Below are 26,981 nucleotides of genomic sequence, written 5' to 3' on the forward strand. Positions count from 1 at the left end.
GCGGGGTTCTTCGCTTCGCTTCAGAATCCCGTCGCATTGACCGAGGAGCAACACCAAAGACCCAGGGTGTTAATGAAGAGCATATGCATCATCCAGGACCCCCGCGATTTCTCTCGACAGGAGAGACGACAGAGTTGGCGCCGAGAGATCCAGACCCCGGCGGATCGTACGCGTGGCGCGTCGTCGACGCGCCACCGAACAGCGAGGCGACGGTCGGCAGCGAGCCGGTAACCCAGTTCACGCCGGACGAGCCGGGTCGGTACCACATTGGGCTCGACGCGCCGGACGGCGACCACCTCCTGACGATTCGTGCGTTCCCCTCCAGCTACGAGGGCGTCGACGTCGAGGGCGGCAGCGGGACGGCGATCCGCAACCGCATCGCCGACGACGCGCCGGTGGGATACGCCGAGACGCAGGGCGACGCCGGCGTCGGGCGCCCGCGAGTCAGGCTCGACGCGAGCGTCGAGCGGGCGGACGCGGGCGAAGACGAGGTCGTCGTCCGCGCGACGCCGGCGCCGAATCCCGGCTCCGCGCTCGACGCCGACGACCTGCGCGTGTCCTTCGTCGTCGACGACCGAGACGTGGCGGCCGCGATCGAATCGGGGCAGACGAACCCGCGAGACGCGCTCCGAACCGTCGCTGACGGCCGAGAGCTTCGGGTTCCGGTCTCCGCAGTTCCGGACCGACTCCGGGTTCACGGGGCCGCAGTGGCGGCGGAGCCCGGACAGGAGCCGCGAGTGAGCGTCGCCGACGCGGTCGCTATCGAACGGGACCGCGACGCGGCAGAAGTCGAGGGGCCGACGCCGGCCGAGTTCGAGACGGTTCGCCTCAACGACCCGCCGGCGTGGACCAAAGACGCGACCGTCTACGAGGTGTACGTCCGGACCTTCGCCGACGAGGCGGAGGGCGACACGTTCGCGGCTATCGCAGACCGGATTCCGGCGATCGCCGACATGGGCGTCGACACGCTGTGGCTCACGCCGGTCCTCGAACACGACGGCAAGCCGCACGGGTACAACATCACCGACTTCTTCGACGTGGCGCCGGACCTCGGCGACCGCGACGACTACGAGGCGTTAGTCGAGACGGCCCACGAACACGACATGCGAGTCCTGTTCGACTTCGTCGCCAACCACACCGCGCGCGACCACGAGTGGTTCGAGGACGCGTATCAGAACCCCGAATCGCCGTACCGAGATCACTACGAGTGGCAAGAGTCCGGGGAGCCGGGCACGTACTTCGACTGGGAACTGATCGCGAACTTAAATCACAAGAACCTGGACGTTCGGCGCTTCCTCCTCGACGTGATAGACGAGTGGGCGCCGCTCGTGGACGGGTTCCGGTGTGACATGGCCTGGGCCGTGCCGGACTCGTTCTGGCGGGAGCTCCGCGACCGCGTGAAAGACATCGATCGGGAGTTCCTGCTGATGGACGAGACGATCCCGTACATCCCCGGCTTCCACGAGGGGATGTTCGACGTTCACTTCGACGCGACGCTGTACTTCCAACTCCGGCAGATCGGGCGGGGCGTCGACCCCGCGGCCTCGGTGGTCGATGCGATCGACAAGCGCACCGAGATCGGCTTCCCGGACCACGCGGAGTTCCTCCAGTACATCGAGAACCACGACGAGACGCGCTACCGCGTCGAGTGCGGCGACGCCGCGGCGGCCGCGGCGGGCGCGGCCATCGTCACGCTCCCCGGCGTTCCGATGATCTACGCGGGCCAGGAGATCGGACAGCGCGGGCGACGCGACGCGATCGCGTGGGACCACGCCCGCGAGGGGGTCCGTGAGCGCTACGAGCGACTGCTCGCGGTCCGGGCCGCTCACCCCGCGCTCGGCCCCGAGGGCGACTTAGAGCGCGTCGGCTACCACGTCGCGAGCGGCGACCTCTCAGAGCAGCCGGTCGTCGCAAGCGGCGACGTTCACCCCGACGACGTGGTGGCGTTCCGGCGCGACACGGACGAGGAGTCGCTGGTGGTCGTCCTCAACTTCGCGCCCGAGACGGCGAGCGTCGCGGTCGACGCGGACCACGCGACCCGAGACCTCGTGACCGACGAGTCGTGCGTGGTCGTCGACGGCGAGGGGACCGAACGGATTCGCGTGTCTGACGTCGCCATCGTCCGCGCGGGGGAGCAATGAGCGGGAGAGAGGCGCCCGGCCGGCTCCGGGACGCGACCGACGCGCTCGTCGAGCAGTCGCGTCGCGACCGCGAGGCGGCCGACGACCGGTTCGGTGCCGCCCGAGCCATCGCCGAGCGACTGGGCGCACACCCGATCCGCCCGGACGAGGCTGACCCCGCGACCGACCCGCCGAACGGGGTCGCGTTCGGCTTCTGGACCCCGGAGCTGACCGAGCGCGGCGTTCCCCTCGACGACGTGCGGCTCGAGCTGTTCACACCCCTCGCGGACGAGGCGAGCGAGTCAGCGGGCGCTATCGACCCCGGTTGCGACGACCTTCGGGACGTCGAGTTCCGCGTCGACCGAGTCCCCGTCGCGCGCGACGACGAGTTCCACTGGGTCGCCGTCGAGGGACTCCCGGTCGGGACCAGAGACCGGCTCGGTGCGCTCTATCAGTTGATTTACCGAACTCCGGACGGCGAGTGGGAGACGGTGCGGGACCCGCTCGCCCGGTCGGTCCCGTTCGGGGCGTTCGCGCCCGCGGAGGCGTACGACTGGCCGCGTCTCAACGCCACTCGCGCGGACCGCGACCACTTCGCCTCGTTCGGGGGTGACGACGAGGCGCTCCCGACGACCGAAGACGACGGGCTCCCGCGGGTCGACCCCGCGACGAGCATGCTCGAGATCCATCCCGGCACGTCGACCGATCGAGGGTCGCTCGGGGCACTCGCGGAGCGCTTCGAAGCGATCGGGGAGAAGCTCCGCGGCGACGAGCCGCTCGCCCCCCACGAACGGAACTACGCCGGCTACGACGCGGTCCAGTTGATGCCGGTCGAGCCGCTCACGCAGGCGTACGGCGAGCAGTGGTACTGGCGCCCCGGCGGGGCCCAAAGCGAGACCCCGGACGGGGCGCTCGACCGCGAGCGCGCCGCGGAGCGCGTCACCGTCGGCGTCGAGCGACCGGACCAGACGAACTGGGGGTACGACGTGGTCGTGAGCGCCTTTTCGGCCGCGAATCCCGCGATACTGGAGACGGGACGCCCCGACGAGCTCGTCGACTTCATCGCCGCCTGCCACGCGATGCCCGACCCCGTTCGGGTCGTCTTCGACGTCGCGCTCGGCCACGCCGACGAGGGCGCTTCGGGGCTGCTCCCGGACCCCTTCTTCGAGGGGCCGGGGATGTACGGGCTCCACCTGGACTACCGTCAGCCCGTGGTGCGCGCGATACTGCTCGAACTGCAGCGCCGGAAGGCGAACTTCGGCGCGGACGGGATCCGGATCGACGGCGCACAGGACTTCACGTACCACGACGAGGAGACCGGCGAGCAGGTCCACGACGACGCGTTCCTCGCGGAGATGGACCGGGTGACACACGAGGTCGCCGGGACCGAGTACAGACCGTGGATGATCTACGAGGACGGGCGACCGTGGCCCCGGGAGGACTGGGAGCTCGCGTCGACGTACCGGACGCTGATCGACCAGCACCCCCACGCGTTCCAGTGGTCGCCGGTGACGTTCGCGCACAACAAGCCCGCGCTGCTCACGTTCTGGGCGACGAAGTGGTGGCGCATGCGCGAGGTCGGCGAGATGGGGAGCCAGTGGATCACCGGCGTCGCGAACCACGACACGCTCCGGCGCGGGTCGCAGGTCGAGGTGACCGACGACTGGGGCGGGGCGCTTATCAACCCGTACCTCGCCGACTCGCCGCCGGAGACGATCCGCGAGGCGTACGACAGCCCCGCGGCGCTCGTCTGGTTCCACGTCGCGATGCCGGGCGTCCCGATGGACTTCCTGCACGCGAACTACCGCGCGCCTTGGGGATTCGTCCGGGACACCGACCCGACGTGGAACGTGAAGGTCGTCGCCGAGGAGGCGCCGTGGATCGACTGGCACGTCCCGGAGGGGTCGTTCGCCGGCGGCGACGCGTTCCCCCGGCTGAAAGGACTCGGGTTCGAGACGCGCGCGGAACTCAAGGGATTCGTCACCAAACTCGCTGCGCTCATCGACGCGACCGGGTACGACCTCGACATGATCGCTGAACTGCTGTCCGTACAGGGGACGCCGCTGTCGACCGCCGACAGCGACATTACCGCCGCCGACCTCCAGGCGTTCTCGTTCGCGTGGAGCGCTGACGTGGCGGAGTACCTCGTCTTGGATCGGTGGGAAGACGAGCAGGACGACGCGCGGACCGCGTTCGACCGCCGCGTCCGCGAGTTCCGGCAGGCCCGGCCGTGGCTCCGGGACGACATCGACGACGGTCGCGGCGAGGCGTTCGGGTATCGGCACCCGACCGAGGGGACCGTGGTGTATCAGGCCCTCAGACGCGACCCGGACGGCGGCGAGTCGCTGCTGATCGCCTGCAACGTCGAGGGAACGCCCGTGGAGGTGTCGCCGACCGGCGTCCGCGACGACCTCGGTCTCGGAGACGAACACGGAGCGGCACGCGACTGGACCGTCGCGCTCGCGGGCCCCGACACGGCGGTCGAAGTCGGCGACGACGCCGGTCCCGTCAGGCTCGAAACCGCAGACGCGGTCGTGTGGCGCGCGGAATCTCGCGACGACTGACGACGACTGATGCGGTCACGGGGCCGAGACGCACCGGAGCCGCCACCCGGTCACAACGCTTGAGTCGGTGGGGGTCACAGGAGGAGCCATGCGACTCGACCGTTCCGGCGGCGTGTTCTGTCACGTCACCTCGCTTCCAGGACGACACGGTATCGGCGACCTCGGTGACGGCGCACGCGAGTTCCTCTCGTTTCTCGGCGACGCCGATGTCGGCCACTGGCAGATCTGCCCGCTCGGGCCGACGATAGGCGCCGCCGGGGAGTCCCCCTACCAGTCCCCCTCCGCGTTCGCCGGCAATCCGCTCTTGATCGACCTCGACGGCCTCGTCGACGACGGCTGGCTCGACGAGTCCGATCTCACGCCCGCCCCCGACTTCCCGAGCGACCGCGTGGACTACGAGGCGGTCCGCGGGTACAAAGAACCGCTTTTGCGGACCGCGTTCGAGCGGTTCGACGAGGCCGGCGCCGGCGACGCGGCCCCCGACTTCGACGCCTTCTGCGAGCGCGAGTCGTGGCTCGACGATTACGCGCTCTTCCGTGCGCTGTCGGCGGAACGAGACGAGGCCACATGGGTCGACTGGCCTGACCCGCTCCGGACCCGCGAGCCGGACGCACTCGCCGACGCACGCGAGCGACACGCAGGCGAGATCCGGTTCCGCGAGTTCGTGCAGTGGGTGTTCGACCGCCAGTGGCGCGAGTTGCGGTCGGTCGCCGACGACGAGGGCGTGTCGATCGTGGGTGACGTGCCCATATACGTCGCGCTCGACTCCGCCGACGTGTGGGCGAACCCCGAGGCGTTCCGGCTCGACGAGGGGAACCGCCCCACCGCGGTCGCGGGCGTGCCGCCGAACCCCGGCGACGACGGCCAGCGATGGGGCAACCCCGTCTACGACTGGGATCGGCTCGCCGAGCGCGACTACGACTGGTGGATCGACCGGTTCCGCCGGCTCTTCGACCTCGCCGACGTGGCTCGGCTCGACCACTTCCTCGGGTTCGTCAAGTACTGGGCGATCCCCGCCGACGCCGACGATCCGGCCGCGGGCGAGTGGTGTGACGGCCCCGGCCGCGCGCTGTTCGAGACCGTCGAGCGTGAGTTAGGGCAGGCCCCCTTCATCGCGGAGGACCTCGGCTTCGAGGAGCCGGCGATGAACGAACTGATGGCGGAGTTCGGCTTTCCCGGCATGCGCGTGCCGCAGTACGCCGACTGGTGTGCGGAAGGAGACCAGTATCAGCCCATGCACTACCCGGAGGGCGTCGTCGGCTACACGGCCACGCACGACACGAACACGTGGGTCGGCTACTTCGAGTCGCTCCCCGAACGCCAGCGCGACTGTTTCCGCTTCAACGTCGGTGCCGACGGCGACCGCGCCCCCGAGTGGGAGATCATCGACGAGGTGTGGGCCTCGGGGGCCGTGCTGGCGATGACGACCCTGCCGGACCTGCTCGGTCGTGGGAGCGAGGCGCGGTTCAACGAGCCGGGAACGCTCGACGGCAACTGGGAGTGGCGCGTCCGCCGAGAGGCGCTCGACGACGACATCGCCGACCGACTGTTCGAACTCGCCGGCCGACACGTGAGATAGTCCGATGGGTGGCGGGCTCGTCTCGACGGCCACGGCGCTCCACGCGGCCGTGATCGTCGTCGCGACCGGCGCGATCTGGATCGGGAGCAGTTGGCTCGAAGAGTCCGCAGAGACGCTCTCGGGGTACTACGGGCTCCCGGCCGTCGTTCAGGGGTCGGTCGTCGTCGCCGTCGGGTCGAGTTTTCCGGAGTTCGCGAGCGTCGTCGTCACGGCCGCCACCGGCGTCTTCGATATGGGTGTCGGCGCGCTCGTCGGCTCCGCGATCTTCAACGTGCTCGTGATCCCCGGCCTGTCCGGGCTCAGTTCGGAGCGCCCGTTAGAGGCCAGCCGCGAGATCGTCTACAAGGAAGCACAGTTCTACATGATCGCGGTGTCGGCGCTGGTCGTCACCTTCTCGCTCGCGGTCATCTACTATCCGGTCTCCTCGACCCCGATCGTGGGTGAGTTGACCCGGCCCGTCGCCGCCATCCCGCTGGGCCTGTACGGGCTCTACCTGTTCATTCAGTACCAAGACGTCGGCGACGCCGCCATAGACCGGATCCGCGACGGGATCGACGTTCGCCGCGAGTGGGGGAAACTCGCCGGGGGCCTGCTCGTTATCGGCGTCGCCGTCGAGCGGCTGGTCGGGTCGGTCGAGTCGCTCGGGGCGACGTTCGGCGTCCCGGAGTTCCTCGCCGGTATCACCGTGGTTGCGGCGGCGACGAGCCTCCCGGACACGCTCGTGAGCGTGCGCACGGCCCGCGAAGGGCGGGGCGGGACGAGCCTCGGGAACGTCCTCGGGTCGAACACGTTCGACCTGCTGGTCGCGATCCCGGTCGGGGTGTTGATCGTCGGAAACGTCGAGGTGAACTTCTCGACTGCCGTCCCCATGTTCGGCGTCCTCACCGCCGCGACCGTGGTGTTGTTCGCGGCGCTCCGGACGGACCTCACGCTCACGAGCCGAGAGTCAGGGGTCCTGTTGATCTCGTATCTCCTGTTCGTCGCGTGGGTCGTCGCGGAGACGGTCGGCGTGACGTCGTCTCTCCGGGGTATTTAAATATGGAGCAGGCAGCGACTCAGTATTGGTTGCGGCCGAGAAGCACGTACAAGACGAGGCCGAGAAGCGGCGCGAAGAACGCGACGAGCGCCCACAGGAACGCCGGTTGGTCGCTCCGGTGTTGGGCGTCGGAGTAGATCCAGACGATGATACCGAGCTGTACGATCAGTATGAGGAGGCCGATTACCAAGAAGAGCGCGCCGGCACCTCCCTGTAGCAGGAACGGGGACATCGTCGATACCGACAGCGGCGAAAAATAAGTGCTTTTGGTTGATTGCGGCGATCACGTCCGGTCCACCACGTGGTGAGGCGGTGGAGTTAGGTTGCGTGGCGACGACACAAGTACGATGGAAGCGGCACTCTGGTACGTGTTAACCGGCACGCGAGGCGGAGCGAATCGCGTCCGGTTGCTGCGAGCGCTCGACGAGCGCCCGCGGAACGCGAACCAACTTGCCGAGGACCTCGAACTGGATTACAAAACGGTCCGTCATCACCTCGACGTGCTGATGGACAACGACGTGGTAGAGCGCAGCGGGGACGAGTACGGCGCCGTCTACCTCCCGACCGACCGAGCGCGCCACCACTGGGACACAATCGAGACGATCATGGAGCAAACAGATGACGACTGACGGGCCGACGGGACGAAGCCCCCGCATTGCGGGTGGTATTCGGAAGGAATTTGGGAAAGCCGTTATATCGGCACCGTCGATAGCAGGTGTACGATGAGTCTCTGGTTCGACGTTGCACGGGTCGCGGTCGGAGTCAACGTCGTCTTGCTCCTCGCGCTCGTCTGGGTGTGGGGGCGGAACTACGCGCAGTTCCGCTCGAAGCACGCGCTCGGACTGGCCATGTTCGGCGTCTTTCTGCTCGGCGAGAACGCGTTTGCGCTGTACATCTACCTCGTCGACCCGATGTTGTCCGCGTGGTTCGCCTCGGAGGCGGTCTCGCCGACCGCGTGGCGCGCGATGATGGCGCTTCACGTGCTACAGACGGCGGGACTGATCTTCCTCGTGTGGATCACGTGGGACTGACCGCCGGGAGGTCCTCGACACGACTATTTATATACCTCTACGGAAATCGGCGCGAAAAATCGAAGCCGCTGAAAATCGCGCAGATACCCACCGAGGCTTCTCGAGTGGCTCTCACGGCTATTGACGATATCATTGTTGAGAAATAACACAACATATATATACTCTCGTAACTTACTATTTGTTAACTAATCGGCGAGCCCGGCGCCAGTATTTCTGTCGGGAGTTCGATCGGTGACGACACCATGAACACCATGACTGAAACACACATACGCGGCTACGACAGCGAGGCGGAGCGGGACCGATCGACCGAGACGACCAGCGAACAGGAGTCGGGAGACGAACAGCGCACGGTCTGTCCCGAGTGTGAAGGCAACCTCGTGACCGACACGGAACACGGCGAGACGGTCTGTGACGACTGCGGCCTCGTCGTCGAGCAGGACGGGATCGACCGCGGGCCGGAGTGGCGGGCGTTCGATTCGAGCGAGCGCGACAGCAAATCCCGCGTCGGCGCTCCGACGACGAACATGATGCACGACAAGGGGCTCTCGACGAACATCGGCTGGCAGAACAAAGACGCCTACGGGAAGTCGCTTTCAAGCCGTCAGCGCCAGCGAATGCAGCGGCTGCGGACCTGGAACGAACGGTTCCGCACCCGCGACTCGAAGGAGCGCAACCTGAAACAGGCGCTCGGCGAGATCGATCGGATGGCCTCGGCGCTCGGCCTCCCGGACAACGTCCGCGAGACAGCCAGCGTCATCTATCGTCGGGCACTGAGCGAGAACCTGCTTCCGGGCCGGTCCATCGAGGGCGTCGCGACGGCGGCGCTGTACGCCGCCGCCCGACAGGTCGGTAACCCCCGAAGCCTCGACGAGTTCACCGCGGTCTCGCGGGTCGACAAGATGGAACTCACCCGGACGTACCGGTACGTGATCCGAGAGCTCAAATTAGAGATCCAGCCCGCCGACCCCGGCAGTTACGTCCCCCGATTCGTGTCGCGGCTCGACTTATCGGAGGAGACCCAGCGCGTCGCCCACGAACTCCTCGACAGCGCGAAGGAAGCCGGGATCACGAGCGGGAAGTCTCCGGTCGGACTCGCCGCCTCTGCCGTGTACGCGGCCGCGCTGCTCTCGAACGAGAAAGTGACCCAAAGCGAGGTCAGCGACGTCGCCGACATCTCGGAAGTGACCATCCGGAACCGCTACAAGGAGCTCCTCGAAGCGAGCGAGGAGCTGACCGCCTAGAAGACGGTCATTCGTCGGCACCGCGCCGTGACGCGACGTGTTTGTCATACAGTCACGTACGTTTTTAACCTACGCGAGTGTACACCGGGGTATGGTGGATGCGTTCGTCAGACTCGTCTGTCCAGAGTGTACCAAGGAGTGGCAAGCAAATCCCGCAGACCTACAGGAACTGCGCTCGAATTTTAGCTGTCCCGACTGTCACGCGACGCGTCGCCTGACGGAGTTCATGCGGACCGAACGCGATCTTGAAGCCGTCAAACAGTTCCAGTAGCGCGGCGACCGCGCGTGAGTAAGACGCGTGAGGCCGACGACCCGCTGTTTTTACCAACCGTCAGTCGACCCGCCGTCACGAACGAGCGGATTCTTCCCGATCGTTAACGCAAAAGTAGCCGTTTCCGCCCTCAGAACCGGGAACTCGTGGTTAGCCATGGTAACGTGGCTCAGGATAATAATATAAACCTCCGGTAGCAAAGAACGGGTACTCATGAAGAAGCAGGAGCTCATCCATCTTCACGGCCTCCTCGCAGAAGTACGAAAACAGTGCGAGTTCTGGAACGAAGACATTGACCTGGACGCCTACGAAGAACTCGGCGTCAAACCGACATCGATTCACAAGTCGAAAACCGACCACAAAGCCGCTGTTTTTAAACTGACTGAAGGAATCACCGAGCCGATGGACGAGTCCGAGTCGGAGCCGCTGGCCCCGACCGCAGACTGAGAACTTCGCCGCTGTCTCCCGCTGACCGTTACTCGCCGAGTGACGACGCCGTCGACCGCGTTGCGTGTGAGAACGCGGCGTGGACGGTCGCCGCACTCACTCTACTCGCCGCCGGCACGGAGATAGTAGAAGACGTACGTCTGAGCGTAGCCCGCAAACTCACCCCCAAACCGCTCGCGGATCGCGCGCGACGTCTCGGTGTAGTTCCCGCCCTCACACTCCGGGTAGTACTCCTCTATCGTCGTTCGTATCCAGGTGTCGAGCGGGACGGCTTCGAGGAACCCGAGCGAGAACAACAGCACGCAGTCCGCGACCTTCTCGCCGACGCCCACGAACCGCGTCAGCGACTCGCGCGCCTCCTCGTAGGGGAGGTCCGCCGCCTCCGCGGGGTGTGCCTCGCCGGAGGCGACCATCTCCGCGCTCCGGCGGACGTACGGCGCGCGGTACCCTAAGGAGAGGTCGCGGAGTTCCTCTTCCGTCCGTGACGCGAGTTGATCCGGTGTCGGGAACGCACGGTACTCGTTCCCGTCGAGCGTTAGGGTGTCGCCGTAGGTCTCTCGGAGGCGGCGCTGCATCCCGTGGATTCGCGCGACGCGCATCTGTGCCGAGCAAATAAACGAGATGAGACACGGGAACACCGGATCGCGCGTGAGCCGCATCCCCTCGTAGGCGTCGTACGCCCGTTCGAGGAGCGGGAGGTCGGGGGTCGCATCGAGGATCGCATCGAGGTCGTCGTCGAGGCGGAACAGGTGCGTCAAGAGGGGTACCACGTCGTCCGACGACTGCCAGTGAAGCGTCCCGTCGTGGACGCCGCCCGTTTGTCGTACCCTGACCGGCATCCGCTCGTCGGTCACGCCGGGTATCGGGTCGACGACGGTCTCGTACCACGCGTCGCCGCCGTGAGCGTGTAGGTCCTCGTACGTCTTGCCGTCGGCGCGATTCCAGAGGTAACTTTGGCCGCTCTCGACGGTCGCCTGCAGGTCGAACGGGCCGGCCAGATCCGCGATGTCGATCGCGCCGTGTTCCATTACGCTTCAAGCGGGGCCGCGAGCGTATGCGGGTTTCGGTGGGGACCGACGTGGGCTCCGCAAATCGCCGTCGAAGGGGGGTTTTTGCCCCTCGCCACCGTATAAATCGTATGCCAACGTATCGCCGGACGACCCGCGTACCAGCCCCGCTCGACGAGGTGTGGGCGTTTCACTCCACGATCGACGGCCTCCGTGAACTCACGCCCGCGTGGATGAACCTGCAGATTCCGGAGGTCAGAGGGCCAGACGGAGCGGTAGATCCGGAGACCCTCGTCGAGGGGTCGCGGATCGAGATGTCGATGCGGCCGTTCGGCGTCGGCCCGCGCCAACGCTGGACTTCGGTGATCACCGAGCGCGTTCCCGACGGAGAGCGTCAGCCGGACGGCCGCGCTCAGTTCGTCGACGAGATGTCCGGCGGGCCGTTCCGGACGTGGGAACACACACACGCGTTTTACGCCGACGGCGAGGAGACGCTGCTCGTCGATACCGTCGCGTACCGACTTCCGCTCGGTCCGCTGGGCGACGCGGCGGGACCGTTCGCGAAGGTCGGCTTCGAGGGTATGTTCCGAGACCGGCACCGCCGGACCGTCGATCGGTTCGAATCGTAGATCCGCCGGCGGCGCCGGGACGGTCCGCCCTTAGGCCGGAGAAACCGCGGCTTCCGTCTCGAAGTCGAGTTCGAACACCGCTCCGTCGTCGTTCTTGACGTTGACGTCCCAGCCGTGTGCGTCCACGATCCGTTCGACGATAGCGAGGCCGATACCCGAACTGTCGGCGGTCGAAAACCCAGGGTCGAAAAGCGAGTCGCGTACGTCGGGCTCGATCCCTGGTCCGTCGTCGGCGACGTACATTCCGGCACCGGAGTCGCCGGCTCGCGTCCCGATCTCGATGGCGACGCTGGGGCCGACGTGGTCGATAGCGTTTCTGAAGAGGTTCTCGAACACCTGTCGGAAGCGGATCGGGTCGGCACGGACGCTTCCGATGTCGTCTTCGATCGTCAGGGTCGCGTCCGGCGCGCGGATCGTCTGCCACGCCTCTTCGGCGACGGCGACGACCGAGGTCGGTTCGGTCTCACCGATCGTCTCCCCGCGTCTGGCTAACATGAGGAGGTTGTCGATAAGCGTCTCCATCCGCGTCACCGCACGATCCATCGGCTCGTACGTCGACGGCGACACCTCGCTTTCGACCATCTCCAGGTAGCCCGAGAGCACGTTGAGCGGGTTTCTGAGATCGTGTGAGACGACGGCGCTGAACTGCTCGAGCTGTTCCGTCCGCCGACGCAGTTCCAGTCGACGGTCGTTGCGCGCGATGGTGTAGGCGATGAGATCGGCGAACGTCCGGTAGAGGGCGACCTCCTCGTCGGTCCACACGCGCCACGCGTCGGTCTCGAAGGCCAGCACTCCGACCAGATCCCAGTCGGCGACGAGAGGCACGTGGACGGTCGCCGGCGGCTCGGTCTCCCGCTCGCGTGCCTCGCGACTCTCGGCGGCCGACCAGGGAGACGACTCCGCCGGGGACGACGAGTGAACGACGTTCTCGAACGTCGAGAGGCGGTCCCCGTCCGGAAACTCGGCGAGTGACCGGACGTGAGGGTCACACCCGTCGGGACACCACGCGTACGACGGGTCGAACGCCTCCACGTCGGAGTCACGGAGGTAACAGACGATCCGGTCCAGTTCGGCGGTTTCCCCGACGTTTTCCATCGTCCAGCTGATCTTCGTGTCCACCTCGTCGGACCGCGTGCTCATTAGCGTCGAGCCGGAGTCTAACAGGACTTCACGGAGTCTGTTTGCGTCGTCCGACCCGAACCGAACCTGTTCCGGTTCTATCACCGCGGCTAACCGATCGGCGAGGGGGTCGCTCGCAGCGTCAGGGTCCGCGACGACATCGTCGGCGTCCGCCCGGACCGCGAGCCGGAACGATTCGACCGTAACGCCTTCAAGAAGAACGATGACTGGGATGCGGTCCGGTGTTTCTGTGAGACGATCGGCGACGGCCGAATCTGCGAGCGCACTAGCCGCTGTAACGATACCGGCGGTTCCGGCAAGGAGCCGGTCGTCCGGGTCGTCTGCGGCGGTTAGTAGCCGTTCCGGCTCTACCGGATGGAAATCGGGAATCCGAGACCCATCCCACGCCGCGTCTACCGCACGCGACACGCGCGCTCGCGTCTCCGGGTCGGCTCCGACGTAGGTTACAGCGGAGCGCCGATGCATACAGAATCACTTCGCTGCCGCCATTTGAAGGTTCATCCGTAAATATCGGCTTCGAGAATTTCTCTCCCCTGAGGCGCCTCCTCGTCGACCGGTTACGTCCCGCGTCCGGTCGCGGTGAGCGTGATTCCGCCGAGGACGACCGCCCCGCCGACGAGCGTCGCGAGCGTTGGCGCTTCCGAGAGGAACACGAACGCGAGGAGCGTCGCGCCGACCGGTTCTCCGAGTAGCGACACGGAGACGACGCTCGATTCGAGGTGGGCGAGCGCCCAGTTGACGACGGTGTGGCCCAGCAATCCCGGCCCCACGGCGAGGCCGAGGAAAAGCGCCCACTCGGTCGGCGGATAGCCCGTTAGACTGTGGCCCTCGAGTAGGACGATCGCGAGAAGCGAGAGCGTACAGATCCCATAGACGACTACCACGTACGGAACGAGCGCGACCCGTTGGCGAATCGAGCGACCCGCGAGTACGTATCCGGCGGCCATCACGGCACCGAAGAGCGCCAGCCCGTTGCCGTATATCGGTCTCGGGCCCACCAGCACGCCTCCGAGCAGGTCGCCGAGTGACATCGCCACCATGCCAGCGACGGCGATCGCGATCCCGACGGCCATCCGAGTCGTCACTCGCTCGCGTAAGAGCAGCCACGCGCCGAGGGCGACGAACACCGGTTGGGCCTGGACGAGCGTCACGCTCGCTGCGACGCTCGTCCACGCGAGACTCTCGAACCACGCGGCGAAGTGCAACGCGAGCGCCACGCCGGACAGCGTCGCGAATCCGAGGTCGCGGCGCGTGATAGCTGCGAGTTGCGTCCGATACCGCCAGACTGCGATGGGCGCTAGCGGAACGGTCGTAAACAGTACGCGGTAGAACGCAGCAATCGAGCTCGGCGCCCCGCTAAGCCGGACGAGAATCGCCCCGCTACTCACTGCGGTCACCGCGACAACGAGTCCGATGATCGGTGAGACACGGGGGGCGTCCGCCATTCGTTCTACTCTCTTCTCTGGGGTACTTTTCGTTAGCGGTTTCGAGAGGCGGCCGACTGAAGCGGTACAGTCGAACCGAGCGTATCGGTTCCGGGCAGTCGCCGCGTCCGACGGGACTTTGCAAGCGCGGGCCGAATATCCGACGATGTGTGCAGATACGTTCGGGGTCGGCATCCACCTCACCGAGGCAGAGTTTCAGGTCGTCGTCGGCGTTCCGTCCGACGTCGACTCGGGGTGGACCGACCCGGAAGCATTCCAATCGCTCGTCGCAGCCGTGGTCTGGGATCACCTCGACCGCCAGCGCGTACTCGAAGCGATCAGCGACAACTTTCGGGAAGGCGAGACCGCAACGCTCGGGACGGTGACGCTCGAACCGGACGGCACCGTCGTCTCACATGACCTTACGCCGCCGAATTCCGCCGATGGAGGAGACGAGAACCAGTCCGCGTGACCACATGTCCTGTCAATCGTTAGTTGGTTCGCCATCGGTTCGATCGGCCGCAAGCGTCGCTCCGACGGCCCACATGCGACCGGGGTCGTAGGCGGTCAGATCGTATCGCGTTGGGCCGACGGTTTCACCCCACGTCTCCAGGACGCCGAGCGTGGCCAGTCCCGACAGCGTCATTCCCAGCGTTCGGGGCGTCGTTTCGGGGTCGGAGAGGCCGGTATGCGCCTGTTTCGCTTGTGGATAGTTCCGCTCACAACCTTCGATAGCGGCTTGCGCTTCCCACCAGTGGCGACGAACATACCCGAACGTCGTCGGGTCGTCTCGCCGGAGGGCAGCGAGTTCGACGGCGACAGGGTGGTCTATTTGATCGACATCGGTTCGGGGGTCGAACAGGGCTGCGACCGAAGCCGCCGTCGACTCAGTGAGCGAACACCCGACCACGACGCTCCCGCGGCAGCCGTCGAGCGTTTCGGCTAATCCGTCGACGAGCGCCTCCACCGCTTCTCGGCCGGCGCCGACCAGCAGGGGTGCGACATCGTCGATGAGTACGGTGAGTCCGAACTCGCAGTCGTCCCCGAGATGTCCGGCGACTGCCTCGATGATCTGTTCGACATCAGCGTTCGATCCGAGGAGGGTGTACGCGAGTCGCCGATCCGGGACGACTTGCGTTGTCGCGTCGGCCCCTCGAGTCGAGTCGTTCGCTGAGATGATCGCTTCCCTGCCGGGAGAGGTTCCGACCGTGCGGCTCCATCCGCGTCGCCACTCCTCGATGTCGGTGTCAAACAAAAGCGAAATGACCCGTTCCTCGGTGACGGCATCGCGTACTCGCGGGCGTCCACGACTGGACACGCGAACCGCGAACTTGCCGCCGAACTCTGCAGGAACGGGCATATTCAACTTTATTTCTCGAACAACCCGAATAAATGTGTGGGGGAATGTATCAGAATTGAGAGTTGCGCATGTCGGTGAGACGGTCGCGTGCGTGTGTGGGGTCGTGTGTGAGCGACGAGCGCGTCGCTCGTCACCAGAAAAAAATCGAGTGGGAGTATACTCCCGTATGAATGGGCAGGCGGCGAACCGCGGTTCCCAGAGGATCGCTCACTCCAGTACTTCCCGGTACGCTGGTGGGCTTAACTTCCGTGTTCGGAATGGGTACGGGTGTTTCCCCACCGCTCTGGCCGCCTTTACGCCGACTCTCGGATTCGAACCGAGACTCTCCCGCAATCTCGCGGAGAGAGACGCCTGTGTCGGTGGTTCCGATCGAATGATCGGCCGACCGTGTATACGTGCGATCCAGTTACCGCCTGAACTCATACGAACTGTGGTGTCAGTGCCGTATGACTGTGGCTTCGGTCTGTTAGTGCTCGTGGACTCAACACCTCGTTGCCTCGGTGCGTACATCCCGAGTCTATCGAACTCGTCTTCTACGAGTGACCTCATCGGTACTTCTTTTCCATGTGGGTTTCGAGCTTAGATGCGTTCAGCTCTTACCCCGTGTCGCGTGGCTACCCGGCATTGCGTTCTCACACAACCGGTACACCAGTGGCGACCAAACGTAGTTCCTCTCGTACTATACGTTCGTTCACGTCAAGTACCTTGACACCCCCAATAGATAGCAGCCGACCTGTCTCACGACGGTCTAAACCCAGCTCACGACCTCCTTTAATAGGCGAACAACCTCACCCTTGCCCGCTTCTGCACGGGCAGGATGGAGGGAACCGACATCGAGGTAGCAAGCCACCCGGTCGATATGTGCTCTTGCGGGTGACGACTCTGTTATCCCTAAGGTAGCTTTTCTGTCATCTACGGGCCCCATTCCGGAGCCTCGTAGGTTCGCTAGACCACGCTTTCGCGTCAGCGTCACTCGTTGGGAATGACACTGTCAGACCATCTTGTGCTCTTGCGCTCTTCGCCGGATTCCCGACCCGGCTGAGATGATCTTCGGGCGCGCTCGATATCTTTTCGAGCGCGTACCGCCCCAGTCAAACTGCCCGGCTACCGGTGTACTCCTCCCGGAGTGAGAGTCGCAGTCACCGACGGGTAGTATTTCAATGCCGTCTCGGTGGCCCGCTAGCGCGGGTACCTGTGTAACGACTCCTACCTATGCTGCACATCGGCGACCACGTCTCAGCGACAGCCTGCAGTAAAGCTCTATAGGGTCTTCGCTTCCCCTTGGGGGTCTCCAGACTCCGCACTGGAACGTACAGTTCACCGGGTCCAACGTTGGGACAGTGGCGCTCTCGTTTATCCATTCATGCAAGCCGCTACTGAAGCGGCAAGGTACTACGCTACCTTAAGAGGGTCATAGTTACCCCCGCCGTTGACGGGTCCTTCGTCCTCTTGTACGAGGTGTTCAGATACCCGCACTGGGCAGGATTCAGTGACCGTACGAGTCCTTGCGGATTTGCGGTCACCTGTGTTGTTATTAGACAGTCGGAGCGCCCGAGTCACTGCGACCTGCTCCGTAGAGAGCAGGCATCCCTTCTTCCGAAGGTACGGGACTAACTTGCCGAATTCCCTAACGTCGGTTCTCCCGACAGGCCTTGGCTTGCGCTGCCAGAGCACCTGTGTCGGATCTCGGTACGGACATCGTGCTTGTCTTTTCACGGGCCCTATGTACGGCTGACTTGCGCTATCTCGCGTTTCGCTCGCTTCGTGCCGTGACGGCTTCCACGAGTTTCCACGATTTGACCGGGCGAAGGCCCGGCTCAGCGTTCCACACGGCGTCGACGTTTACTGCACGATGGCACTGGAATATTAACCAGTTTCCCGTTGATGCAGTCGAATTACGGTGCATCTTAGGACCGGCTGACCCTCGGCTGAGTGGCAGTGCCGAGGAACCCTTGCTCATCAGGCCGTCGAGGTTCTCACCCGACTATCGCTGCTACTGTGACCAGGATTGTCGTTACCGAACGGTCCACGCGAGCTCTCGCCCGAGCTTCCATCCGAACGGTACGCCAACCTACGCGGTTGCCCCTGTCAAGGGCACGGCCAGGTCTCGGTGGTAGATTTGAGCCCCGATCATTTTGGGCGCCTCAAACCTCGGCCGGTAAGCTGTTACGCTTTTCTTAGAGGGTAGCTGCTTCTAAGCTCACCTCCCGGCTGTTTAGGGCTTGAGACCACCTTCGAATCGCACTTAATCTACACTTTGGGACCTTAACCCGGCTCTGGGTTGTTCCCCTCACGGTACACAGGCTTACCCCGCATACCGGACTCCCATCGTCTACAACGCCTGCGGGTTTGGAGTTCGACAGGATGGCCGACTCCTCTCGGAGGCGGGTCATCCAATCGGTAGCTCTACCCCGCGGGCTATCTCGGATGAGGTCATGCTTCGACATGTTTCGGTTGGAACCAGCTGTTGCCAGGCTCGATGGGCCTTTCACCCCTATGCGCAGATCACGAGAGGATATTGTAGAATACCAACTCTAACGGGCCTCCACGTGGCTTTCGCCACGCTTCACCCTGCCTGCGTATAGATCGCCTGGTTTCGGGTCGCACCCAATTGACTCCCCGCGCTTGAACACGGTGGCCCTCACACATAGTGTTGCGGCCGTATCGGTTTCCCTGCGCCTTCCCCGGTTCACGGGTTAGACTCGCCAATCAAGTGCACTCCCTGGGTCGTTTTTCAAAACGCACGACACGACGCCGGCTCGATTCTTTTCCTACTAGAGAATCGCTTCTCGGTCGTTTCAAGAATCGCCTTGTACGCCCTGTCGCTCGATCGCCAACTGATTTCAGGCCCTATTGCACCGCCCTTCTCGGGGTGCTTTTCAGCGTTCGCTCACGCTACTTGTTCGCTATCGGTCTCGAGGAGTGTTTAGCCTTCTCAGGGGATGCCTGAGTTGTTCACAGAGGATATCCGACCCCTGCTACTCTGGTATTGACGCCTTCTGTACTGTCTCATTCTACGGGGTTGTCACCCTGTTTCACGCTCCGTTCCAGGAGACTTCGAATGAAATGTCGAGAATTGGTTGTCAACCCGAACACCACATTGGTCCGAAGACCTTCGGTTTGGGCTGTGTCGCTTTTACTCGCGGTTACTGACGACATCGCGGTTGCGTTCTTTTCCTTCCCTTACTGAGATGTTTCAATTCAGGGAGTTCCCTATTGCGCGTGGCAATTGTAAACGGATTCCGATTCGGATATCTCGTGTTCTTTCCCTCCATGCGGGTCCCACGAGCTTTTCGCAGCTTGGCACGTCCTTCATCGGCTCTCGAGCCGAGCCATTCACCAGCTGGCACAGTAGCCAGTAGTGTGTCAGTCAACTCTCCAAAAGAGAGTACTGACGGTGTCAAGTGACTAGATGTCACCCGACTGTATATGGTTCACTGACGTTCCACGAACTCGTATGAGTTCAGTGGACGTCTGGATCGCACGTATACACGGTCGTCATCGGATCACGTCCAGGCATGGAGCGTGTCCGTCGAACCCTTCCCATCCGCGGTTTCCCGAGATGGTGCATCGGTCGTCGTCTATCCATTCCGAATCGCGTCTCCCACTTAAGGGGACGGTTTCGGAGTGGGGCTGACATGGACTCACTGGGATTCGAACCCAGGGCATCCTCCTTGCAAAGGAGGCACTCTACCGCTGAGCTATGAGCCCACCTTCCCGTGTGGGAAGGAAGTGTGAACCGTGGTAGTTCGTCGGTGTCCAGGGCGGCGGATGGACGGACGGGTAGACCGTGCATGAGTAGTGACCGTTCTGGTGAACGGTCGTAAGGTGAGCTCCCTGGGATGGGAGTCTCGGGTCGGTGGAGGTGATCCAGCCGCAGATTCCCCTACGGCTACCTTGTTACGACTTAAGCCCCCTTGCGAAGCCCAGATTCGACTCGTGTAACGAGCCTCATCCGGACCTCACTCGGGTGCTTTGACGGGCGGTGTGTGCAAGGAGCAGGGACGTATTCACCGCGCGCTTGTGACACGCGATTACTACCGAATCCAGCTTCATGTGGGCGAGTTGCAGCCCACAATCCGAACTACGATCGAGTTTCTGAGATTACCGTCTCCTTTCGGAGTAGGAACCCTTTGTCTCGACCATTGTAGCCCGCGTGTTGCCCAGCACATTCGGGGCATACTGACCTACCGTTGCCCGTTCCTTCCTCCGTGTTGGCCACGGCGGTCTCCCTACTGTCCCCAGCCACTTCGCAGTGCTGCTGGCAAGTAAGGATGCGGGTCTCGCTCGTTGCCTGACTTAACAGGACGCCTCACGGTACGAGCTGACGGCGGCCATGCACCTCCTCTCTGAAACTCGGATAAGGTCATCAACCTGATCGTCATTATTACAGTCGATGCTGGTGAGATGTCCGGCGTTGAGTCCAATTAAACCGCAGGCTCCTCCGGTTGTAGTGCTCCCCCGCCAATTCCTTTAAGTTTCATCCTTGCGGACGTACTTCCCAGGCGGTCTGTTTAGCGGCTTCCCTACGGCACAGCACCCGCTCGTAGCGGGAGCCACACCTAACAGACATTGTTTACGGCCAGGACTACCCGGGTATCTAATCCGGTTCGAGACCCTGGCTTTCGTCCCTCACTGTCGGATCCGTCCTCGCGACGTGCTTTCGCCATCGGCGGTCCGTCCAAGATTACGGGATTTCACTCCTACCCCGGACGTACCCGTCGCGCCTTCCGGTCCCAAGCCACGCAGTTTCTACCGGACGCCCACCCGTTGGGCGGGTGGATTTTCCGATAGACTTGCGCGGCCAGCTACGGACGCTTTAGGCCCAATAAGATCGGCCATCACTCGGGCTGCCGGTATTACCGCGGCGGCTGGCACCGGTCTTGCCCAGCCCTTATTCGTTCACCTCCCTACGGTGAACAAAAGCGCAGGCTCTATGCCTGCGCACTTGGGATTCCCTTATCGCACTGGCGTGCAGTGTAAAGGTTTCGCGCCTGCTGCGCCCCGTAGGGCCCGGAATCTTGTCTCAGATTCCGTCTCCGGGTTCTCACTCTCATGACCCGTACCGATTATTGGCACGGTGGGCCGTTACCCCACCGTCTACCTAATCGGCCGCAGCCACATCCTTCGGCGCCGGAGCGTTTGGCACAATCCTCATTCCAGGTGGATTGTGGTATGCACTATTAGCCTCAGTTTCCCGAGGGTATTGTGCTCCGAAGGGTAGTTTGGCCACGTGTTACTGAGCTATTCGCCACGAGTATGAACTCGTACGACTAGCATGGCTAAATCGAATCCCAATAGCAATGGCCTCCGGCAGGATCAACCGGAATGTATAACCTCTGTACCTGATTCCCGGTACAGAGGGGTGTTGGCGGGTTTTGACTTGCGATAAGTCAAAACACCATTGCATGGTCTATGTGGTGTCCGGTTCACCCAGCGACCTGGATGACACCGAACTACCACGGCTCACATCAGATTTCCGCTTACGCCGGAGCGCAGGGGGCGAAATCCTCATTCAGGTGAGTCGGATAACCCGACTCTGCGAAACCGGAACGAATTGAACGTCCCGAGTCCGCGGTGCGTTCTTCGCGTTTCAACCGAACGGGCTTATACACTTAAGCACGTCGGAACGCTTCAACCGGCCGCGGAGCGGCCGACCGTTGTCCCCCACGCCGGGGGACCTTCGCATTCATCACAAATGCCGGGTTGTATTTAACCCCGTCGAACTATCGCCGCTACGTCATGCGTTTTCATTGAGAGCAGTTCACACGAGAATAGGAAATTGTCGGACTGAGATTCAACCTAACTGCGGAGAGAACAAATCGCTGGCACACGCGAGATCAGCCATTTATACCACATTCCTTTCATGTGTTTCGTCAAGGTGAGTGTACGTTTCAACCAAGGAGACGAGGACGAATTGGCGGGCGCAACGAGACAGCATTCGCGCCCACGCGTGGGCGACTTCGTGCAGAGACAGACGAGCGTCGCATCACAAACAGACGAGGGTCGTGTCACAACGACAGCGTAACCCCCTATCACAACAGCGGGCGTCCCAGCGGTTGTTTATACCACGGGCGTTTATAAGGGAGGGGGACACATATAAAAGCGAACGATGACGAACCCTGCAGACTCGATCGAGATCCAGAACGTAGTTGCATCGACGGGGATCGGCCAAGAACTCGATTTAGAAGCGCTCGCTGAGGACCTTCCGGGTGCGGATTTCAATCCAGACAACTTCCCCGGTCTCGTGTACCGGACGCAAGAACCGAAAGCCGCGGCCCTCATCTTCCGGTCGGGAAAGATCGTCTGCACGGGTGCAAAAAGCATCGACGATGTCCACGAGGCGCTCGGGATCATCTTCGAGAAGCTCCGCGGGCTGCAGATCCCGGTGGAAGACGATCCGGAAATCACCGTCCAGAACATCGTCTCCAGCGCTGACCTCGGTCACAACCTCAACCTCAACGCGCTCGCGATCGGACTTGGCCTCGAAGACGTTGAGTACGAACCAGAGCAGTTCCCCGGTCTCGTGTACCGGATGGACGAGCCGGAAGTCGTGATCTTGCTCTTCGGGAGCGGAAAAATCGTCATCACCGGCGGGAAGCGGACCGACGATGCCGAGGAGGCCGTCGAAGAGATCGTCGAACGGATCGAAGGGCTCGGTCTGCTGGGATAGTCGGTCGATATCGGACTGGAGTTGAACGGAAGAGACGGAAGCGGATCCGGTCGAACCGCATTCGTCTGGGACTGCCGAACGCGTTTTCACACGAGTTACGAGTCGTCTTCAGTCAGTACCTCTTTCACCACGCTTGGGTCCTCCAGCAGCTGGTGTTTCGTGTAGCTCCCTTCAGCGCTTCCGCCGCTGTGTTTGGACTGTTCGATAATGTCGAGGAACGCGTGCTCTTTGAGCAGGTCTCGAACGCGGCGAAGCGAGAGGCTGTCCGACCCCTCCTGCCGACAGATGTTCTCGTAGATCTCGTACACGCGACTGGTTCGAAACCCGTCTTGGCGGCCGCTCGAAAGCGAGAGCAACGCGAGCGCCTGCAACACGTACCGGGAGTGTGGCGTCGATCCGCGGATGAGCTCGCGGAAGCGATCTGTCTCTGCGCGCTCGCGTGCCTGCGTGACGAACTCCTCTTTGACCGTCGGGTCGCCGTTGCTCTGTGCAATCTCGCCCGCATAACGGAGGATGTCGATCGCTTTGCGGGCGTCACCGTGCTCGCGTGCGGCGAGCGCGGCGGCGCGCGGGATCGTTGACGGTTCAAGCACGTCGTCGTGGAACGCGTCGGCACGCGCCTGCATGATCTCGCGAAGTTGGTTCGCGTCGTACGGGGGAAATACGAACTCGCGTTCACAGAGGCTGGATTTGACTCGCTCGTCCATGCGGTCTTTGTACTGGATCTTGTTGCTGATCCCGACCACGCCGAGTTTGCAGTCGGTGATCTTCCCGGCCTCACCGGCCCGAGACAGCTGCATCAAGATCGCGTCGTCGTCGAGTTTGTCGATCTCGTCGAGGATGATGAGAACGACATCGTACCGCTGGTCGAGGATCCGCCAGAGCCGTTTGTAGTACGTCGAGGTAGAGAGCCCCTTATCCGGGACGTTGATGCCGGTGGCGTCCGGGTCGTTCACCGCGTCGGCGATGGTCTGGACGGCCTGCGTCTCGGTCGTGTCCTGTGCGCAGTCGACGTAGGCGAAGGTTGCGTTGACGCCCTCCTCGCCCGCCGTCGACACGAGACGTTTGGAAACGTACTTTGCACAGAGCGACTTCCCGGTCCCGGTCTTCCCGTAGATCAACACGTTGCTTGGGCTCTGTCCGAAGATCGCGGGGTTGACAGCCGTCGCGAGGTTGGATATCTCGTCGTCACGGCCGACGATCCGTCCCTCTCCGGGAAGGTGGCTGATCTCGAGGAGTTCCTTGTTCGCGAAGATCGGGTCCTCCCTAGTGAAGAGGTCGTCCGCTGCGTCCATGCGATCGACACCGCGTTTCCGGTGAAATGCGTTCCGCTTCGGTCGTGTGGGAAGTTGGTTGGGACACACACCGTGTTTCCGGTGAAACGGGGTGTGGGGTGGGTGGGGTGTGGGGGGAGGGTGTAGAGAGGTGGCGAGAAGGCGACACAGCAGATCCAGACGAATCGTGGAGTTGAGGGCTGTGAGTGAAATATTGCCGCGTCTAAGCAGCCAGATTCACCGGAAACGCGGTGTCACCAACTTCGAACGCGTACGGTGACCGGATAAATGACGAAGGGCCGACTGAACGCAACTGAGAGTACCAACACGTAGTCGGCAACGCTGGGCCAGCGACGCATGAGAGCAGGTGAGCGACGGGCGAGAACGAGAGAGCGACAGATGAGAGCGGGAAAGCGACGGGAGAGCAGCGGATGAGCGGCGAGTAAGCAACGAGCAATAGTTAGTAACCAGTATACGTGGCCTCATTTAAGCGGCAGACGTTATTTCGAACGACGAGCGGATTACGAGCAACGAGCGCTATTTAAACAGCGAACACGGCCGACGGAACGACGATCAAAAGCCGGGAGACCGGATTTCCGGTGAAATCACAGCCTTCGAGATGGATCTCTCGGGCTTTTTGACTTGGAGGAATGTACTCAAAACTAGTTTAAAGTTGTTTCTATCGCTAGTCTAGATTGAACACCAGCAACGCGTAGAGTTGTTCAGTACGGAATAGACGAATTCCGAGATCCAAGCCGACGCAACCGGCGAAACCACACCCAACCCCCACCAAACCCTATTTCACCGGAAACACGGTGTGTCTCTCCACCACTCCCACACAATCAACAGACCGGTAATACAGAGATGAGAGACTGCCGAGGGAACGCTGCCGCACGCGACGACCGAACTCCGTCGCTTCCTCGCTACTACTGCTGTGCGTCAACGACAGCCACGCTGGCGAGGTTCACGATGTCTTTGACCTCGTCACCGCGCTGGAGCACGTGGACCGGTTCGTCCATTCCGACCAGCATCGGACCGATGGCCTCTGCACCGCCGAGCCGCTGGAGCAGTTTGTACCCGATGTTCCCGGCTTCGAGGTTGGGGAAGACCAGCACGTTTGCCGCCTCGTCCAGTTCCGAGAACTCGTAGGTGTCGTTAAGGATGTCGTCGACGACGGCCGTGTCGGCCTGCATCTCACCGTCGACGGGGAAGTCGACGTCGTCGTCGTTGTGGAGGATTTCGACCGCCTCACGCGGCTTCTGTGTCCCCTCGTTGTCGACGCTTCCGAAGTTCGAGTACGAGAGCATCGCCGCACGCGGCTCGACGTTGAACCGCCGCGCAAGGTCGGCCGTGTGGCGAGTGACCTCTGCGAGCGTCTCCGCGTCCGGGGACTGATTGACCGTGGTGTCGGCACAGAACACGACCCGATTTTTGAACGTGAGCATGTAGACGCCGGCGACGGTATCCGTGTCTGCGGCGGACCCGATGACCTGTAGCGGCGGCCGAAGCGCCGACGGGTAGTGATGCGTCAATCCCGTGAGCATCGCGTCGACATCCCCCGATTTGACCATGACGCTCCCGAGGTAGTTCGTGTCTCTTCGGACCAGTTCGTTCGCCTCTCGACTGGTGATGCCCTTCCGCTTGCGGAGTTGGTAGAGCTGATCGCCGTACGCCGAAACGTCTCGTGTGTCGGGGTCGACGACCTCCGGGCGGAACGAGAGCCCGAGCCGATCTGCGGTCCGAGCGATCTCGTCGCTGTCCCCGAGCAACACCGGCTCGGCGATCCCCTGCTCGGAGAGCTGGTAGGCCGCACGGATCATCTTCTCGTCGGTCCCTTCCGCGAGCGCGATACGCTTCGGGTCGCTTTTCGCCTTGTTCAACACGACCCGCATCATCTCGCGCGACTTCCCGAGACGCGCCTCCAGCTGCTCTCGGTACTGTTCGAGATCGATTTCGGACCGTGCACACCCGGACTCCATCGCCGCTTCCGCGACGCGCGGAGCGACCTCGAAGAGCACGCGGGGGTCGAGCGGCTTCGGGATGACGTAATCCGCCCCGAACTGCAGCGGATCGTCGCCGTACGCTTTGACAACCGCGTCCGGCACGTCCTTTCGAGCCAACTCCGCAAGCGCCGAGGCGGCCGCACGCTTCATCTCTTCGTTGATCTCTGTCGCGCGCACGTCGAGCGCGCCACGGAAGAGGAACGGGAACCCGAGGACGTTGTTTACCATGTTCGGGTAGTCAGACCGCCCCGTCGCCATGATCACCGTGTCGTCGCGGGCGTCTTTGGCGTCCTCGTAGGTGATCTCCGGGTCAGGGTTCGCCATCGCGAAGATGATCGGGTCCGAGGCCATCGACTGGACCATCTCTTGAGAGACAATCCCGCCGACGGAGAGCCCGACGAACACGTCCGCGCCGTCCATCGCGTCCGCGAGGTCGCCGCCTGCCGCGTCGCTGACGAACTGGCTTTTATATTCGTTGACGTCGCCGTTCGCGACGCGGTCCTCGGTGATGATACCGGAGGAGTCGCACATCGTGATGTTCTCTTTGCGCGCGCCGAGTGAGACGTAGAACCGAGCCGTCGCGATCGCGGACGCCCCTGCTCCCGAAAAGACGATCTCGATTTCGGACAGGTCCTTCCCCGAAATCTCTGTCGCGTTGAGCAGCGCCGCGCCCGAGATGATCGCCGTTCCGTGTTGGTCGTCGTGGAACACGGGAACGTCCATCTCCTCGCGGAGTCGCTCTTCGATCTTGAAACACTCGGGAGCCTTGATATCCTCGAGGTTCACGCCCCCGAAAGTCGGTTCCATCGCTTTCACGGCCTCGCAGAAGGGGTCGACCTCGCTGATGTCCAACTCGATGTCGAACACGTCGATGTCGGCGAAGCGCTTGAACAAGACGCCTTTCCCCTCCATCACCGGTTTCGAGGCCGACGCTCCGATGTCGCCGAGGCCGAGCACAGCAGAGCCGTTCGAAACGACAGCGACGAGGTTCCCCTTCGCGGTGTACTCGAACACCGACTCCGGGTCAGCAGCGATGTCGCGACACGGTGCCGCGACGCCCGGCGAGTACGCGAGCGAGAGGTCTCGCTGCGTGTTCGTCGGCTTCGTGGTCTCGATTTCGATCTTTCCCGGCGGATCCTGCCGGTGATACTCTCTCGCGTCGTCGTCCAGTCCCATGACTCT

Annotated in this window: 19 protein-coding genes, 1 tRNA gene and 3 rRNA genes; 12 read left to right on the top strand and 11 right to left on the bottom strand. The window is 63.2% G+C overall.

What is annotated here, in order from left to right; all coding sequences use genetic code 11:
* Positions 1–83: 83 nt before the first annotated feature.
* From malA to DOS48_RS21185, 4 genes are all read left to right on the top strand, one after another.
* A complete protein-coding gene (malA, locus tag DOS48_RS21170; RefSeq protein WP_127117629.1) occupies positions 84–2,141 on the top strand; it encodes an alpha-amylase MalA in 2,058 nt (685 codons plus the stop codon).
* Complete coding sequence (gghA, locus tag DOS48_RS21175; protein WP_127117630.1) at positions 2,138–4,684, top strand: glucosylglycerol hydrolase; 2,547 nt, start codon at positions 2,138–2,140, stop codon at positions 4,682–4,684. The genes malA and gghA overlap by 4 nt, the downstream gene beginning before the upstream one ends.
* A gap of 88 nt (positions 4,685–4,772) precedes the next feature.
* Positions 4,773–6,263, top strand: a complete 1,491-nt coding sequence (gene malQ, locus DOS48_RS21180; protein WP_127117631.1) for a 4-alpha-glucanotransferase — start codon at positions 4,773–4,775, stop codon at positions 6,261–6,263.
* A 4-nt stretch (positions 6,264–6,267) separates the two neighbouring features.
* Positions 6,268–7,299, top strand: a complete 1,032-nt coding sequence (locus tag DOS48_RS21185) for a sodium:calcium antiporter (protein WP_127117632.1) — start codon at positions 6,268–6,270, stop codon at positions 7,297–7,299.
* Between the two features lie 19 nt (positions 7,300–7,318).
* On the opposite strand, the gene DOS48_RS21190 is transcribed toward DOS48_RS21185, so the two are convergent.
* Complete coding sequence (locus DOS48_RS21190; RefSeq protein WP_127117633.1) at positions 7,319–7,531, bottom strand: PLDc N-terminal domain-containing protein; 213 nt, start codon at positions 7,529–7,531, stop codon at positions 7,319–7,321.
* A 115-nt stretch (positions 7,532–7,646) separates the two neighbouring features.
* Here DOS48_RS21190 and DOS48_RS21195 point away from each other — a divergent pair, with 115 nt between their 5' ends.
* From DOS48_RS21195 to DOS48_RS21215, 5 genes are all read left to right on the top strand, one after another.
* Positions 7,647–7,928, top strand: coding sequence for a winged helix-turn-helix domain-containing protein (locus DOS48_RS21195; RefSeq protein WP_127117634.1), 282 nt, complete (start codon positions 7,647–7,649; stop codon positions 7,926–7,928).
* Positions 7,929–8,021: 93 nt separating this feature from the next.
* Positions 8,022–8,330, top strand: a complete 309-nt coding sequence (locus tag DOS48_RS21200) for a hypothetical protein (RefSeq protein WP_127117635.1) — start codon at positions 8,022–8,024, stop codon at positions 8,328–8,330.
* A 251-nt stretch (positions 8,331–8,581) separates the two neighbouring features.
* Complete coding sequence (locus DOS48_RS21205; RefSeq protein WP_127117636.1) at positions 8,582–9,571, top strand: transcription initiation factor IIB family protein; 990 nt, start codon at positions 8,582–8,584, stop codon at positions 9,569–9,571.
* A gap of 91 nt (positions 9,572–9,662) precedes the next feature.
* On the top strand, positions 9,663–9,842 hold the full coding sequence (locus DOS48_RS21210; protein ID WP_127117637.1) for a hypothetical protein: 180 nt from the start codon (positions 9,663–9,665) through the stop codon (positions 9,840–9,842).
* 213 nt (positions 9,843–10,055) lie between these two features.
* Positions 10,056–10,289 (top strand): UPF0058 family protein, encoded by a 234-nt coding sequence (locus DOS48_RS21215; RefSeq protein ID WP_127117638.1) that lies wholly within the window; start codon positions 10,056–10,058, stop codon positions 10,287–10,289.
* Between the two features lie 101 nt (positions 10,290–10,390).
* Here DOS48_RS21215 and DOS48_RS21220 read toward each other — a convergent pair whose 3' ends face one another.
* Entirely contained in the window at positions 10,391–11,317 is a 927-nt protein-coding gene (locus DOS48_RS21220; RefSeq protein ID WP_127117639.1) for a DNA-3-methyladenine glycosylase, read from the bottom strand.
* Between the two features lie 110 nt (positions 11,318–11,427).
* Here DOS48_RS21220 and DOS48_RS21225 point away from each other — a divergent pair, with 110 nt between their 5' ends.
* Complete coding sequence (locus DOS48_RS21225; RefSeq protein WP_127117640.1) at positions 11,428–11,925, top strand: SRPBCC family protein; 498 nt, start codon at positions 11,428–11,430, stop codon at positions 11,923–11,925.
* 30 nt (positions 11,926–11,955) lie between these two features.
* On the opposite strand, the gene DOS48_RS21230 is transcribed toward DOS48_RS21225, so the two are convergent.
* Both DOS48_RS21230 and DOS48_RS21235 read right to left on the bottom strand, forming a co-directional pair.
* Positions 11,956–13,530, bottom strand: a complete 1,575-nt coding sequence (locus DOS48_RS21230) for a GAF domain-containing sensor histidine kinase (protein WP_127117641.1) — start codon at positions 13,528–13,530, stop codon at positions 11,956–11,958.
* Positions 13,531–13,622: 92 nt separating this feature from the next.
* Positions 13,623–14,510, bottom strand: coding sequence for a DMT family transporter (locus DOS48_RS21235; RefSeq protein ID WP_127117642.1), 888 nt, complete (start codon positions 14,508–14,510; stop codon positions 13,623–13,625).
* A 145-nt stretch (positions 14,511–14,655) separates the two neighbouring features.
* Here DOS48_RS21235 and DOS48_RS21240 point away from each other — a divergent pair, with 145 nt between their 5' ends.
* Positions 14,656–14,961 (top strand): hypothetical protein, encoded by a 306-nt coding sequence (locus tag DOS48_RS21240; RefSeq protein WP_127117643.1) that lies wholly within the window; start codon positions 14,656–14,658, stop codon positions 14,959–14,961.
* A 12-nt stretch (positions 14,962–14,973) separates the two neighbouring features.
* Here the strand turns inward: DOS48_RS21240 and DOS48_RS21245 are convergent, their stop codons facing one another.
* From DOS48_RS21245 to DOS48_RS21265, 5 genes are all read right to left on the bottom strand, one after another.
* The gene (locus tag DOS48_RS21245; RefSeq protein ID WP_244629316.1) at positions 14,974–15,849 is read right to left on the bottom strand and encodes a hypothetical protein; all 876 of its coding nucleotides are present in this window, start codon (positions 15,847–15,849) and stop codon (positions 14,974–14,976) included.
* 173 nt (positions 15,850–16,022) lie between these two features.
* Positions 16,023–16,144 (bottom strand): 5S ribosomal RNA (rrf, locus tag DOS48_RS21250).
* A 150-nt stretch (positions 16,145–16,294) separates the two neighbouring features.
* Positions 16,295–19,213: ribosomal RNA gene (locus tag DOS48_RS21255) — 23S ribosomal RNA — on the bottom strand.
* A 275-nt stretch (positions 19,214–19,488) separates the two neighbouring features.
* Positions 19,489–19,560: transfer RNA gene (locus DOS48_RS21260), tRNA-Ala, on the bottom strand.
* Positions 19,561–19,709: 149 nt separating this feature from the next.
* Positions 19,710–21,179 (bottom strand): 16S ribosomal RNA (locus DOS48_RS21265).
* Together the 16S, 23S and 5S rRNA genes with 1 tRNA gene alongside form the textbook arrangement of a ribosomal RNA operon.
* A 782-nt stretch (positions 21,180–21,961) precedes the next feature.
* Here DOS48_RS21265 and DOS48_RS21270 point away from each other — a divergent pair.
* Positions 21,962–22,522 (top strand): TATA-box-binding protein, encoded by a 561-nt coding sequence (locus DOS48_RS21270; protein ID WP_004046033.1) that lies wholly within the window; start codon positions 21,962–21,964, stop codon positions 22,520–22,522.
* 95 nt (positions 22,523–22,617) lie between these two features.
* On the opposite strand, the gene DOS48_RS21275 is transcribed toward DOS48_RS21270, so the two are convergent.
* Together DOS48_RS21275 and DOS48_RS21280 are read right to left on the bottom strand one after the other, a co-directional pair.
* Positions 22,618–23,817 carry a Cdc6/Cdc18 family protein gene (locus DOS48_RS21275; protein ID WP_127117644.1) on the bottom strand — a complete coding sequence of 400 codons (1,200 nt, stop codon included), beginning with the start codon at positions 23,815–23,817 and terminating at the stop codon, positions 22,618–22,620.
* Positions 23,818–24,722: 905 nt separating this feature from the next.
* A complete protein-coding gene (locus DOS48_RS21280) occupies positions 24,723–26,975 on the bottom strand; it encodes an NADP-dependent malic enzyme (protein WP_127117645.1) in 2,253 nt (750 codons plus the stop codon).
* Positions 26,976–26,981: the final 6 nt, after the last annotated feature.

This window comes from Halorubrum sp. PV6 (genome assembly GCF_003990725.2).
Lineage (GTDB): Archaea > Halobacteriota > Halobacteria > Halobacteriales > Haloferacaceae > Halorubrum.

Coding starts and splice junctions, on each gene's coding strand:
- gghA (WP_127117630.1), top strand. CDS start 2,138: ATGAGCGGGAGAGAGGCGCCCGGCCGGCTCCGGGACGCGACCGACGCG.
- DOS48_RS21230 (WP_127117641.1), bottom strand. CDS start 13,530: ATGCATCGGCGCTCCGCTGTAACCTACGTCGGAGCCGACCCGGAGACG.
- malA (WP_127117629.1), top strand. CDS start 84: ATGCATCATCCAGGACCCCCGCGATTTCTCTCGACAGGAGAGACGACA.
- DOS48_RS21215 (WP_127117638.1), top strand. CDS start 10,056: ATGAAGAAGCAGGAGCTCATCCATCTTCACGGCCTCCTCGCAGAAGTA.
- DOS48_RS21190 (WP_127117633.1), bottom strand. CDS start 7,531: ATGTCCCCGTTCCTGCTACAGGGAGGTGCCGGCGCGCTCTTCTTGGTA.
- DOS48_RS21225 (WP_127117640.1), top strand. CDS start 11,428: ATGCCAACGTATCGCCGGACGACCCGCGTACCAGCCCCGCTCGACGAG.
- malQ (WP_127117631.1), top strand. CDS start 4,773: ATGCGACTCGACCGTTCCGGCGGCGTGTTCTGTCACGTCACCTCGCTT.
- DOS48_RS21200 (WP_127117635.1), top strand. CDS start 8,022: ATGAGTCTCTGGTTCGACGTTGCACGGGTCGCGGTCGGAGTCAACGTC.
- DOS48_RS21270 (WP_004046033.1), top strand. CDS start 21,962: ATGACGAACCCTGCAGACTCGATCGAGATCCAGAACGTAGTTGCATCG.
- DOS48_RS21240 (WP_127117643.1), top strand. CDS start 14,656: ATGTGTGCAGATACGTTCGGGGTCGGCATCCACCTCACCGAGGCAGAG.
- DOS48_RS21235 (WP_127117642.1), bottom strand. CDS start 14,510: ATGGCGGACGCCCCCCGTGTCTCACCGATCATCGGACTCGTTGTCGCG.
- DOS48_RS21195 (WP_127117634.1), top strand. CDS start 7,647: ATGGAAGCGGCACTCTGGTACGTGTTAACCGGCACGCGAGGCGGAGCG.
- DOS48_RS21185 (WP_127117632.1), top strand. CDS start 6,268: ATGGGTGGCGGGCTCGTCTCGACGGCCACGGCGCTCCACGCGGCCGTG.
- DOS48_RS21205 (WP_127117636.1), top strand. CDS start 8,582: ATGACTGAAACACACATACGCGGCTACGACAGCGAGGCGGAGCGGGAC.
- DOS48_RS21245 (WP_244629316.1), bottom strand. CDS start 15,849: ATGCCCGTTCCTGCAGAGTTCGGCGGCAAGTTCGCGGTTCGCGTGTCC.
- DOS48_RS21275 (WP_127117644.1), bottom strand. CDS start 23,817: ATGGACGCAGCGGACGACCTCTTCACTAGGGAGGACCCGATCTTCGCG.
- DOS48_RS21210 (WP_127117637.1), top strand. CDS start 9,663: ATGGTGGATGCGTTCGTCAGACTCGTCTGTCCAGAGTGTACCAAGGAG.
- DOS48_RS21220 (WP_127117639.1), bottom strand. CDS start 11,317: ATGGAACACGGCGCGATCGACATCGCGGATCTGGCCGGCCCGTTCGAC.
- DOS48_RS21280 (WP_127117645.1), bottom strand. CDS start 26,975: ATGGGACTGGACGACGACGCGAGAGAGTATCACCGGCAGGATCCGCCG.